The following is an 11,859-nucleotide window of genomic DNA, read 5'->3' on the forward strand; positions in this document are numbered from 1 at the left end:
TCGTCCCGTACGAAACCGTGTCGTTCGGAGCAGGAAGGTGAGAGAGATGGCTGAGGTCGCCACCGCGCGTCGCAGTCGGATCACCCCCGAGCGTGAGGCCGAGCTGTACGAGGCCGTGCTCGACCTGCTCCGCGAAGTCGGCTACGACGCCCTCACCATGGACGCCGTGGCCGCCCGCACCCGGTCCAGCAAGGCCACGCTCTACCGCCAGTGGGGCGGCAAGGCACAGCTGGTCGTCCAGGCCATCCGGCACAACAAGCCGGGCAAGGACCTCGGCGAGATCGACACCGGGTCGCTCCGCGGCGACTTCCACGCCCTCCTGGGGCGAGCGGACGACGCCCGGATGGAGCAGGACAGCGCGCTGATGCGCGGCCTGGCCATGGCGATGCACGCCAACCCTGACCTGCACAGCGAGTTCCGCAGCCAGATCATCGAGCCGGAGGTCGCCGACTTCCGCCGGGTGCTGCAGCGTGCCGTCGACCGGGGCGAGGTCCGTCCGGACTGCCCGGCGCTGGACTTCGTGGTGCACATGATGTTCGGCGCGTTCGTCACCTGCGCGGTCCTGGACGACAAGCCCCCGACGCGGGCCTTCCTGACCTCGTACATCGACGCCGTGGTCCTCCCCGCCCTCGGCGTCCCCACCCGCTAGTCCCCAGCTAGCCCCCACCTGACGTCTCCGCTCACGTCGTCGGGCTGATCACCCCTGCCCTGAAGACCTCACGACCTGACCGGGAGTACGCCCTCGTGGCCACATTCCTCTACAAACTCGGCCGGATCTCCTTCCGGCGACGGCATCTGGTCGCCCTGATATGGGTGGCCCTGCTGACCCTCGCCGGTGTCGGCGCGGCCAGCGCCCCCGCCGCCGGCAACAGCTCGTTCTCCATCCCCGGCACCGAGGCCCAGAAGGCCTTCGACCTGCTGGAACAGCGCTTCCCGGGCATGAGCGCCGACGGCGCCACCGCCCGCGTCGTCTTCAAGGCGCCGAGCGGCGAGAAGATGACCGACCCCGGCAACAAGGCGACGGTCCAGGAGACCGTGAAGGAGCTGGCCGACGGCTCCGAGGTCACCTCCGTCACCGACCCGTACCGGGCGAAGGCCGTCAGCAAGGACGGCACGATCGCCTACGCGCAGGTGTCGTACAAGGTCTCCGGCATGGAGCTGGACGACGCCGCCAAGGACGCCCTCCAGGACACCGCGCAGGACGCGCGGAAGACCGGGCTGACCGTCGAGATCGGCGGTGACGCGCTCCAGGCGGTCCCGCACACCGGCAGCAGCGAGATCATCGGCATCGCGGTCGCCGCGGTCGTCCTCGTCATCACCTTCGGCTCGCTGGTCGCGGCCGGGCTGCCGCTGCTGACGGCCCTGATCGGCGTGGGTATCGGCGTCTCCTCGATCACGGCCCTGGCCAGCACCCTCGACCTGGGCTCGACCACCTCGACGCTGGCGATGATGATCGGCCTGGCGGTCGGCATCGACTACGCCCTGTTCATCGTCTCCCGCTACCGCGCCGAACTGGCCGAGGGACGCGACCGCGAGGAGGCGGTCGGCCGGGCCGTCGGCACGGCTGGCTCCGCGGTCGTCTTCGCCGGACTGACCGTGGTGATCGCCCTGGTGGGCCTGTCCGTCGTCAACATCCCGATGCTGACGAAGATGGGCATCGCCGCCGCGGGCACGGTCGCCATCGCGGTGCTGATCGCCCTGACCATGATCCCGGCGCTGCTCGGCTACGCGGGCCGCAGGGTGAAGCCGGCGGGGGAGAAGGGCAAGCTGCTCGGCCGGGCGAAGGCGCAGGCCAAGTCGGCCAAGCCGGCCAAGCCCAACCTCGGCACCCGCTGGGCGAGCTTCGTCGTCCGCCGGCCGATCGCGGTCCTGCTGCTCGGCGTCGTCGGCCTCGGCGCGGCGGCCGTCCCGGCGGCGTCCCTGGAACTGGGCCTGCCCGACGACGGCTCCCAGCCCACCTCCACCACGCAGCGCCGCGCCTACGACCTGCTGTCCGAGGGCTTCGGCCCCGGCTTCAACGGCCCGCTGATGGTCGTGGTCGACGCCAAGGGCAGCGACGACCCGAAGGCGGCCTTCAGCGCGACCGGCGACGAGATCAAGGGTCTGAAGGACGTCGTGACGGTGACGCCGCCGCAGCCCAACAAGGCCGGCGACACCGCCACCATCACCGTCGTCCCCGGCTCCAAGCCGTCCTCCGTCACGACGGAGAACCTGGTGCACGGCATCCGGGACGCCGGTACCGGCATCAAGGCCGACACGGACGCGAACGTCCTGGTCACCGGCAGCACGGCGATGAACATCGACGTCAGCGAGAAGCTCAACGACGCGCTGGTGCCGTATCTGGTCCTCGTGGTCGGCCTGGCCTTCCTGCTGCTGATCGTGGTCTTCCGCTCGATCCTGGTCCCGCTGAAGGCGGCCCTCGGCTTCCTGCTGTCGGTGCTGGCGGCGCTCGGCGCGGTCGTCGCGGTGTTCCAGTGGGGCTGGCTGTCGGACCTCATGGGCGTCGAGCAGACGGGCCCGGTCATGTCGATGATGCCGATCTTCATGGTCGGCGTGGTCTTCGGGCTGGCCATGGACTACGAGGTGTTCCTCGTGACCCGGATGCGGGAGGCCTACGTCCACGGCGAGAAGCCCGCCCAGGCCGTGGTCACCGGCTTCCGGCACGGCGCGCGGGTCGTGACCGCCGCCGCGGTCATCATGATGGCCGTCTTCGCCGGCTTCATCGGCTCGTCCGAGTCGATGGTCAAGATGATCGGCTTCGGCCTCGCCACCGCGGTCTTCTTCGACGCGTTCGTCGTCCGCATGGCGATCGTCCCGGCCGTCCTGGCCCTCCTCGGCCGCAAGGCCTGGTGGCTGCCCAGGTGGCTCGACCGCGTCCTGCCCAACGTGGACGTGGAGGGCGAGGGCCTGCGCACGGCCGACGACGAGGACAGGAAGCTGGTCCACGCCTGACGGCACGCCGAGGGACCGGCCGGTGAGGGCTCCGTGGGGACGGGGACCCTCACCGGCCTCTCGCCGTCCCGGAGCCCGAAGAACCCACTCGCATGCCCCATACACCCACCGCTACCGTGCCCTCCATGACGACGACAGCCGCCACCGCCGCCGAGAACTCCGGAGCACACCCCCACTTCGTCGAGGCCCTGCGGGGTCTCGGGCTGGAGGGACTGGTCGGTCAGATCCGCCGGTTCCCGGAGGCCACCCGCACCGCCGCCGAGGCCGCCGCCGCGCTCGGGTGCGAGCTGAGCCAGATCTGCAAGTCGCTGATCTTCGCGGCGGACGGGGTGCCCGTACTGGTGCTCATGGACGGGGCCTCCCGCGTGGACGTCGAGCTCGTGCGGAGGGAACTCGGGGCGGAGAAGGTCACCCGGCCCAGGGCCGATGTGGTGAGGGAGACCACCGGGTACGCCATCGGCGGTGTGCCGCCCTTCGGGCACCGGACCAGGACCCGGGTGCTCGCCGACCGCTCCCTCCTCGCGCACGACACCGTCTGGGCCGCCGCCGGGACGCCGTACACCGTCTTCCCGATGGCGCCGCGGGACCTCGTCGGCCACGCCGGCGGCAGGCTCGTGGACGTGCGCGAGCGCACCTCGTGACGCCGCTGGTCACGACCGCCGTCCTGCTCGCCGCCGTCACCCACGCCAGCTGGAACGCCATCGCCCACAAGATCACCGACAAGCTGGCCGGCTTCGCGCTGATCTCGGGCGGGGGGCTCGTCATCGGGCTGGCCCTGGCGCCGTTCGTGGCGTTCCCGGCGGCCGGGGCGTGGCCGTACCTGCTGGGCTCCGCCGCCATCCACATCGTCTACTACGCGCTGCTGATGAAGTCCTTCCGGCTGGGGGACTTCGGGCAGGCCTACCCCATCGCGCGCGGCACCGCGCCCCTCGTCGTGACCCTGCTCGCCGCCCTCTTCGCACACGAGGTGCCCGACGGCTGGGCCGCCGCCGGCATCGCCGTGTCCTGCGCGGGCCTGACCGGCGTCGCCCTGTGGGGCCTGCGCGGGCACCGGCCCGACTGGGCGGCGATCGGGGCGGCCCTGGCGACCGGGCTGACGATAGCGGCGTACACCGTCGTCGACGGGCTGGGCGTGCGCGCCTCCGGGTCGTCCCTCGGGTACATCGCCTGGCTGATGGCCGTGCAGGGGACGGCCGTGCCGGCCTATGCCGTGTGGCGGTGGCGCGGGCGGACCGCGGCGACCCTGCGGCCGTTCGCCGCGATCGGACTGCTCGGCGCCGCGCTCTCCGTCGCCGCCTACGCCCTCGTCCTGTGGGCACAGACCAGGGCCGAGCTGGCGCCCATCGCCGCCCTGCGCGAGTCGTCCATCATCGTGGGCGCGGCGATCGGGGCCGTGTTCTTCAAGGAGCGGTTCGGGGCGCCGAGGATCGCGGCGGCCGGGCTGCTCGTCGTCGGGATCGGGCTGATGCTGCACGCCGGTTAGGCGGCGCCGGACGGGTGCGTCCGACGGGTGCGAGGCGCACCCTGGAACTAGGTGTTCCGGAGGTGATCGTCATGATGCACACCACAATGGGATGGCACGTCGAGCTGGAGTTCATGGAGGACGACCAGCACACCCGGGCGGCCGCGCTGGTCCGTCTGCCCGACGGCACCGAGGTACGGGCGCACGGGCACGCGAGCCGGCACCGGTCCGACGCCAATCAGCCCAGGGTCGGGGAGGAGATCGCCGGGGCCCGGGCGCTCAACGAACTCGCCATGCGGTTGCTGACCAAGGCGCACGAGGAGATCGACCAGGCGTCCGGACGGACCTCCCACCCGATCCACGTCTAGAGGTTCGGCGTTCAGAGGCCGAGTACACCCCGCACCGCCCGGACCAGCCCCTGCGCCCGTGGGTCCGCCGTCACCGTCTTGCGGAAGCCGTTGGTGACGTAGCCGAAGGCGATGCCGGTCTCCGGGTCGGCGAAGCCGAGGGCGCCGCCGCGGCCCGGGTGGCCGAAGGAGCCCGGGGTCAGCAGCGGCGAGGCGCTGCCGTGCAGCATGTAGCCGAGGCCGAAGCGGGTGCCGACCACCAGGACCCGGTCGGGGCCCGCCGACTCCTCGGCCCGGGCCAGCTCCACCGTCTCCGGCGTGAGGAGGCGGGCGGCACCGGCCGTGTCGCCGATCAGCGTCGCGTAGAAGCGGGCCAGTCCGTCGGCCGTGGCGATGGCGTTGGTCGCGGGCAGGGCCGCGGCGCGGTACGCCGGGTCGTTCTGCTCCGGGAACGGGGTGATCGCGGCGAAGGCCCGGCGGGTGAGCGAGGCCGGATCCTGGTACGCCTCGGTGACCGAGCGCTTGGGGCGGGCGCGCAGGGCCCCGGTCGGCTCGGGCCCCTCGACGCGGCCGACCCGCCCGACCCGGCCGGCCTCGGCCTCGGGCAGACCGAGCCAGAGGTCCAGGCCCAGCGGGCCGGTGAGCTGCGCCGCGAGCCACTCGCCGGTGCCCTGCCCGGTGGTGCGCCGGACCAGTTCGTCGACCAGCCAGCCGTACGTCAGCGCGTGGTAGCCGTGGTCGGTGCCGGGCTCCCAGGCCGGGGCCTGCGCGGCCACGGCCTCCGGGCCGCGCCGCGGGTCGAGGGCCTCCTCGGGGGTGAGGGGCCGGTCCAGGACCGGCAGCCCGGCCCGGTGGTTGAGCACGTGCCGGACCAGCACCCGCTCCTTGCCCCGCGCCTTGAACTCCGGCCAGTAGTGGCCCACCGGCGCGTCCAGGTCCAGCTGTCCGCGCTGGTGCAGCAGCAGGAGGACGGCGGCGGCGACACCCTTCGTCGCCGAGCGCACGACCTGCGCGGTGCCGCGTTCCCAGGGGGCTGTGCCGTCGACGTCCTTCGTGCCGGCCCACAGGTCGACGACCCGCTGCCCGTCCCGGTAGACGGCGACGGCCGCGCCCCGCTCCCCGAGCGCGGCGAAGTTCTTCACGAACGCGTCCCTCACCGGCTCGAAGCCCTCGGCCACTGTGCCGTGCACGTCCACGTCCGTACTCCTCCTGGTCTCGCCGACTCGCTCCTCTTCACCCAAGCAGGATCGTCACGTCGATGTTCCCGCGGGTCGCGTTGGAGTACGGGCAGACCTCGTGGGCGGCGTCCACCAGCCGGGTCGCGAGGTCGGGGTCGACGACCGGGAGGGAGACGCTGAGGGCGACCGCGAGGCCGTAACCGCGCTGCTGGTTGGGGCCGATGCCGACCTTCGCGGAGACCGTGGAGCCGGTGAGGTCGTAGCCCTCGCGGTTGCCGACCATGATCAGGGCGTTGTGGAAGCAGGAGCTGTAGCCGGCCGCGAAGAGCTGTTCGGGGTTGGTGCCGTTGCCGTCGCCGCCGAGCTGCGGGGGCATCGCGACCTTGAGGTCGAGCTGTCCGTCCTGGCTGGTGACATAGCCTTCGCGGCCGCCGTGGGCGGTGGCCTCGGCGACGTACATGATCTTCGTGGGACGGGTGTCGTGGGTGGCGACAGCGGTGCCGTCGGTCATGGTGGGCCTTCCCCGGGAACAGAGGCGCGCAAATACATCGTGCACAAGGTACTGACCGGTAATCAGGTCACTGTTACCAGGGGGTAGCAACCGGGGGTAACCCGAGATCAGCGGGCCCGGTGCGCCGCCGATCCGGCCTGGTACGCCAGCCGCCACAGCTCCTCCCGGAGCCGTACCGCCTCCGGTTCGTCGAGTCCGGTCGCCGCCAGCAGGGCCCCGGGCACCCACCCCGCGCGCTCCCGGAGGTCCTCACCGCGCCCGGTCACGGCCACGAGCACCGACCGCTCGTCCCGCGCGGACCGCTCCCGCCGGAGCAGACCCGCCGCCTCCAGCCGCTTCAGCAGCGGCGAGACCGTGCCGTAGTCGAGGCGCAGGGCCGCGGCCAGTTCCTTGACCGTGGTCTCACCGCGCTCCCAGAGGACCAGCAGGACGAGGTACTGGGGGTAGGTGAGGCCGAGGTCGTCGAGGAGCGGACGGTAGGCGGCCGTCACCGCGCGCTGGGCGGCGTACAGCGCGAAGCACAACTGCTGGTCCAGCAGCAGCGGACCGTCGCTCTCCTCGTTCGTCACGCGCCCATTGTCACGGACGGGCCCCGGCGGCCGGCACGGAACGCGGATCGAAACCGAACGGCAGCTCCAGGCGGTGGGCCCGCATCAGCTCCTCGTCGGACAGCAGCTCGGCGGTCGGGCCGTCCGCGGCGATCACGCCCTCGCTGAGGATCAGGGAGCGCGGGCACAGCTCCAGCGCGTAGGGCAGGTCGTGCGTGACCATCAGCACGGTCACGTCCAGGGAGCGCAGGATGTCGGCCAGTTCGCGGCGGGAGGCGGGGTCGAGGTTGGAGGACGGCTCGTCCAGGACGAGGATCTCCGGCTCCATGGCGAGGACGGTCGCGACGGCCACCCGGCGGCGCTGGCCGAAGGAGAGGTGGTGCGGCGGGCGGTCCTTGAACTCCGCCATGCCCACCCGCTCCAGCGCCCGGTCGACGCGCTGCTCCAGCTCCGGCCCCTTCAGCCCGGCCGCCGCCGGCCCGAACGCCACGTCCTCCCGGACCGTCGGCATGAAGAGCTGGTCGTCCGGGTCCTGGAAGACGATGCCGACCCGGCGCCGGATCTCCGCCATGTGCTGCCTGCCGACGGGCAGCCCGGCGACCTTCACCGTGCCCGTGCCGCCGGTCAGGATGCCGTTGAGGTGCAGCACGAGGGTCGTCTTGCCGGCGCCGTTCGGCCCGAGCAGCGCGACCCGCTCGCCGCGCGCGAGGGAGAAGTCGACGCCGAAGAGGGCCTGGTGCCCGTCGGGGTAGGCGAAGGCGAGGCCGGAGACCTCGAGAGAAGCAGTCACAGGGTCCATCCCAGCAGACAGACGAGGAGGGCGGCGCAGGGCAGGGCGAGGGCGTACGACCACTGCGCCCGGGACGCGGTCACCTCGTCGATCACCGGCATGGAACCGGCGTAGCCACGGCTGACCATGGCCAGGTGCACGCGTTCGCCGCGCTCGTAGGAGCGGATGAACAGCGCGCCCGCGGACTTGGCCAGCACGCCCCAGTGCCGCACGCCCTTCGCCTCGAAGCCGCGTGACTCCCGGGCGATCCGCATGCGTCGCATCTCGTCGGTGATGACATCGCCGTAGCGGATCATGAAGGACGCGATCTGCACGAGCAGCGGTGGGAGCTTCAGCCGCTGGAGGCCGAGGAGCAGTTCGCGCAGTTCGGTGGTGGCGGCGAGGAGGACGGAGGCGGCGACGCCGAGCGTGCCCTTGGCGAGCACGTTCCAGGCGCCCCACAGCCCGTTCACGCTCAGGGACAGGCCGAGGACCTCGACCCGCTCGCCCTCCGCCACGAACGGCATCAGCACCGCGAACGCCACGAACGGCACCTCGATCAGCAGCCGCCGCAGCAGGAACCCGGCGGGCACGCGCGCGACGGCCGCGACGACGCCCAGCAGCACGGCGTACAGCCCGAACGCCCACATCGCCTCGCGCGGCGTCGACACCACGACCACCACGAAGGCGAACACGGCGGCGAGCTTGGTGTGCGGCGGCAGCCGGTGCACGGGCGAGTGCCCGTGCCGGTACAGCTTGTGCGCGTGCCCCGCACCCATGTCAGACGCTCGTGGTGCTGGTCGTGCTGGTGGTACCGGTCGTGCTCGCCGTCTCCGACGGGGAGACGTCGTCCGTACGGCGCCGGCGCACCGCCCAGAACACCGCGCTGCCCGCGACGACCGTCACGCCCACGCCGATGACCCCCGCGAGCCCCCCGGACAGGCGGGCGTCCTCGACGTCCTTCACGCCGTAGTCGGCGAGCGGGGAGTCGGCCACCGCGTGGTCCTCGGCCTTCTTGTCGATGCCGTGGTCGGCGGCGACCTTCTCTAGGCCGTCGGGGTCGGCGGAGGCGTAGAAGCTGACGAATCCGGCCAGGACCAGGGAGGCGACGAGCCCGGCGGCCCACACCTTGCGGTGCGAGGTCCGGGCGGCGGCCGGCACCGGCTCGGGCTCGGCGGCGGGGGCGTCGACCAGTTCGCCGTTCACCCGCAGCTTGAGCTTCTGCGTCAGCCCGCGCGCCCCGTACACCAGGTCAGGGCGTACGGCGATGACCGCGCCGACGGTCAGGGCGGTGATCACGGCCTCGCCGATGCCGATCAGGACGTGCACGCCGACCATGGCGGTGGCGACCTTGCCGATCGAGACGTCGGTGGTGCCGCCGATGGCGTACATCAGCGTGAAGGCCAGGGCGGCGGCCGGGACGGAGACCAGCGCGGCGACGAAGGATGCCGCGGTGACCGACCGGCGCGTGCGGGGCAGCACCTTCACCAGGCCGCGGAAGAGGGCGTAGGCGACGACCGTCGTGACGATCGCCATGTTGGTGATGTTCACGCCGAGCGCGGTCAGGCCGCCGTCCGCGAAGAGGATGCCCTGCATGAGCAGGACGACGGAGACGCACAGGACCCCGGTGTAGGGGCCGACGAGTATCGCGGCCAGCGCACCGCCGAGCAGATGCCCGCTGGTCCCCGCCGCGACGGGGAAGTTCAGCATCTGCACCGCGAAGATGAACGCCGCGACCAGCCCGGCCAGCGGCGCCGTGCGCTCGTCGAGTTCGCGGCGCGCGCCGCGCAGGCTCACGGCGATGGCGCCCGCGGCGATCACACCGGTGGCGGCGGACGTGGGGGCGTTGATGAATCCGTCAGGTACATGCACCGTTCGATGATGTGGCTTGATGCGAACGGTTTGCAAGAGCGTGACACTCGTTTTATCTCATCTGTGATATGTGCGGCCTCCGGGGGCGTAATCCGGAAAATATGGGACATTGGAGAAGGAGTGAACGCACAGTCTCCACACAGGTAGCGCACGGTGAAGGGGCCGTCCGATGTCCGTAGTCGAGCAGTACGCGCGAGCCCACATCGTCACGGACGCCGACGTGCCGCTGACCGACGAGCTGGAGGCGGTTCCGGTCACCCTGCGCTACGACCCCGAGCGAGACCCCCGCGCCGTACGCATCGCACTGCCCGGGACGGGGGGACGCGAGTGGACCTTCGACCGGGCACTGCTGGAGGAAGGCCTGCGGGCCCCCACGGGCAGCGGCGAGGTCCGCGTATGGCCGTGCGGCCGGGTCCAGGCCGTGGTGGAGTTCCACTCCGCGCAGGGCGTCTCGGTGGTCCAGTTCGAACGACAGGCGCTGCTGCGGTTCCTGCGGCGGACGTACATGGCCGCCGCGGAACCGGTCACGCACTGACTGCGGGCTCAGTCGCCCATCTTCAGCAGGGCCGCCACGATCGGGCCGGCCGTCGAGCCGCCGTGTCCGCCCTGCTGGACCACGCCCGCGGCGGCCAGGTCGCCCCGGTAGGCGGTGAACCAGCCGTTCGGCTTCTTCTGGCCGTCGACCTCGGCGGATCCGGTCTTGGCGCCGACGTCGCCGGTGACCCCGGACATCGCCTCGGCGGCCGTGCCCGCCGCGGCCGTGTACGCCATCAGCTCGCGCAGCTGGGACAGTGTGCCCGCCGACATCGTGCGCGAGGCCGTCGCGAGCTTGCGGCCGTCGACGTCCGGGGAGACCAGGTAGGGCTGGTGGAAGGTGCCGGTCCTGACCGTCGCCGACACCGACGCCATGTTCAGCGGGTTCATCCGGACCCCGCCCTGCCCGATCAGCGAGGCGCCCATCTGGGCCGCCGACTGCACCGGCACCGCGCCGTCGAAGGACGGCACACCGATCGCCCAGTTGTTCATGCCCAGCCCGAACACCTGCTGGGCCTGCTTGGTCAGGTCGTCGTCTTTCAGCTTCGGCGCCTGGCTGATGAAGGCCGTGTTGCAGGAGCGGGCGAAGCTCGCCTTGAACGTGCCGTTCTTGATCTCGAACTTGTCGTCGTTCTGGAACTTCCAGTGCCCGTACGTGAAGTACTTCGGGCACGGGTGCTTCTTGTCCGCCGAGGCCAGGCCCTTCTCGATCAGCATCGAGGCGGTGACGACCTTCATCGTGGAGCCGGGCGCCAGCGAACCCTGGAAGGCGGTGTTGAAACCGGGCGAGGCGTTGGCGGCGGCCAGGATCTCGCCGGTCGACGCGCGCAGCACCACCACCGACGACCGGGCCTTCTTCGCGACCTGCTTCTCGGCCGCCGCCTGGAGCGCCGGGTCGAGTGTGGTCTTGACCGTGCCCGGCGTGCCCTCGCTCAGCTCCAGCAGGGTCTTGTCGGACAGGTTCTTCGCCTTGGCGGCCTTCCCGCGCACGACCCGGAGCTCGATGCCGGCCTTGCCGCCGGCCTTCTTGCCGTACTTCTCGCGCAGCCCGTCCAGCACGGGGCCGATCGAGGCGTACTTCTGCTTGGTCAGCTCGCCGCCGTCCCGGTCGAGCGCCTTGACCGGGGGTGTGCCCGCCTCGCCGGTGACCAGCTCGTCGCCGTCCCGCAGATCCGGGTGGACGACCGCGGAGTGCCAGTCGACCAGCGGCTTGCCGTCGCTGGTGCGGCGGACGACGGTGAGCGCGCTGTCGTACGCCAGCGGCTTCTCGGTGCCCTTGTAGGAGACCGTGGCCTTGACGGAGAAGGGCACCTTGTCGCCGGTGGGCTTGCCCGGGGTGAGGGTGACGTCCTTGATGCGGGCGTCCTTGCCGTAGCCGGTGAGCAGGGCCCGGGCCGCGGCCGAGTCGTCGGTGGCCGCCGCGGCCTGCGGGACCTTCCCCGACTGCCAGGCGGTGAGGAAGGCGCGCGCGGTGGTGGTGACCTCGGAGGGCGACAGCGGGCCCGTCTTCACCTCGGCCTTCTGGTCCGAGGCCGCGCGGGTCCCGTCGTCGGCCGCGGCGCCGCCGCCGTACAGCGCGTAGGCGCCGGTCCCGGCTCCGACGACGACCACGGCGATCATCCCGCCGATCACGGCGGGCTTCGTCTTCCGTCGCTCGGCGACGCGCCTTCTGTTGCCCACTGCTGT

General features: G+C 72.0%; 13 protein-coding genes. 6 read left to right on the forward strand and 7 right to left on the reverse strand.

Features of this window, described 5'->3' with window-relative positions; genetic code table 11:
• Nucleotides 1-46 precede the first annotated feature (46 nt).
• The 5 genes from ABZ386_RS31355 (at nucleotide 47) to ABZ386_RS31375 (ending at nucleotide 4,782) form a co-directional block, all read left to right on the forward strand.
• A complete protein-coding gene (locus ABZ386_RS31355; protein ID WP_351347547.1) occupies nucleotides 47-649 on the forward strand; it encodes a TetR/AcrR family transcriptional regulator in 603 nt (200 codons plus the stop codon).
• 95 nt (nucleotides 650-744) lie between these two features.
• Nucleotides 745-2,952 (forward strand): MMPL family transporter, encoded by a 2,208-nt coding sequence (locus tag ABZ386_RS31360; RefSeq protein ID WP_358966940.1) that lies wholly within the window; start codon nucleotides 745-747, stop codon nucleotides 2,950-2,952.
• 125 nt (nucleotides 2,953-3,077) lie between these two features.
• Nucleotides 3,078-3,593: a YbaK/EbsC family protein gene (locus ABZ386_RS31365; RefSeq protein ID WP_351347551.1), complete on the forward strand. Its 516-nt coding sequence runs from the start codon at nucleotides 3,078-3,080 to the stop codon at nucleotides 3,591-3,593.
• Nucleotides 3,590-4,435 carry a DMT family transporter gene (locus ABZ386_RS31370; RefSeq protein WP_351347553.1) on the forward strand — a complete coding sequence of 282 codons (846 nt, stop codon included), beginning with the start codon at nucleotides 3,590-3,592 and terminating at the stop codon, nucleotides 4,433-4,435. Before ABZ386_RS31365 ends, ABZ386_RS31370 begins: the two co-directional genes overlap by 4 nt.
• A gap of 71 nt (nucleotides 4,436-4,506) precedes the next feature.
• Nucleotides 4,507-4,782, forward strand: coding sequence for a DUF1876 domain-containing protein (locus ABZ386_RS31375; RefSeq protein WP_351347555.1), 276 nt, complete (start codon nucleotides 4,507-4,509; stop codon nucleotides 4,780-4,782).
• An 11-nt stretch (nucleotides 4,783-4,793) separates the two neighbouring features.
• Here ABZ386_RS31375 and ABZ386_RS31380 read toward each other — a convergent pair whose 3' ends face one another.
• The 6 genes from ABZ386_RS31380 to ABZ386_RS31405 form a co-directional block, all read right to left on the reverse strand.
• Entirely contained in the window at nucleotides 4,794-5,957 is a 1,164-nt protein-coding gene (locus ABZ386_RS31380; RefSeq protein ID WP_356505649.1) for a serine hydrolase domain-containing protein, read from the reverse strand.
• A gap of 37 nt (nucleotides 5,958-5,994) precedes the next feature.
• Entirely contained in the window at nucleotides 5,995-6,450 is a 456-nt protein-coding gene (locus ABZ386_RS31385; protein WP_114253525.1) for an organic hydroperoxide resistance protein, read from the reverse strand.
• A gap of 107 nt (nucleotides 6,451-6,557) precedes the next feature.
• Entirely contained in the window at nucleotides 6,558-7,019 is a 462-nt protein-coding gene (locus tag ABZ386_RS31390; RefSeq protein ID WP_358966943.1) for a MarR family transcriptional regulator, read from the reverse strand.
• A 10-nt stretch (nucleotides 7,020-7,029) separates the two neighbouring features.
• Nucleotides 7,030-7,797, reverse strand: a complete 768-nt coding sequence (locus ABZ386_RS31395) for an ABC transporter ATP-binding protein (protein ID WP_351347562.1) — start codon at nucleotides 7,795-7,797, stop codon at nucleotides 7,030-7,032.
• Nucleotides 7,785-8,546, reverse strand: coding sequence for a cobalt ECF transporter T component CbiQ (gene cbiQ, locus ABZ386_RS31400; RefSeq protein WP_351347564.1), 762 nt, complete (start codon nucleotides 8,544-8,546; stop codon nucleotides 7,785-7,787). The genes ABZ386_RS31395 and cbiQ overlap by 13 nt, the downstream gene beginning before the upstream one ends.
• A 1-nt stretch (nucleotide 8,547) precedes the next feature.
• A complete protein-coding gene (locus ABZ386_RS31405; protein WP_351347566.1) occupies nucleotides 8,548-9,639 on the reverse strand; it encodes an energy-coupling factor ABC transporter permease in 1,092 nt (363 codons plus the stop codon).
• Between the two features lie 169 nt (nucleotides 9,640-9,808).
• On the opposite strand from ABZ386_RS31405, the gene ABZ386_RS31410 reads away from it, so the two are divergent.
• Nucleotides 9,809-10,174 (forward strand): SsgA family sporulation/cell division regulator, encoded by a 366-nt coding sequence (locus tag ABZ386_RS31410; protein WP_114253515.1) that lies wholly within the window; start codon nucleotides 9,809-9,811, stop codon nucleotides 10,172-10,174.
• An 8-nt stretch (nucleotides 10,175-10,182) separates the two neighbouring features.
• Here the strand turns inward: ABZ386_RS31410 and ABZ386_RS31415 are convergent, their stop codons facing one another.
• Nucleotides 10,183-11,853, reverse strand: coding sequence for a penicillin-binding transpeptidase domain-containing protein (locus ABZ386_RS31415; RefSeq protein ID WP_358966946.1), 1,671 nt, complete (start codon nucleotides 11,851-11,853; stop codon nucleotides 10,183-10,185).
• Nucleotides 11,854-11,859 lie beyond the last annotated feature (6 nt).

Origin of the sequence: Streptomyces sp. NPDC006140 (assembly GCF_040628815.1) — a bacterium.
Classification (GTDB): domain Bacteria; phylum Actinomycetota; class Actinomycetes; order Streptomycetales; family Streptomycetaceae; genus Streptomyces.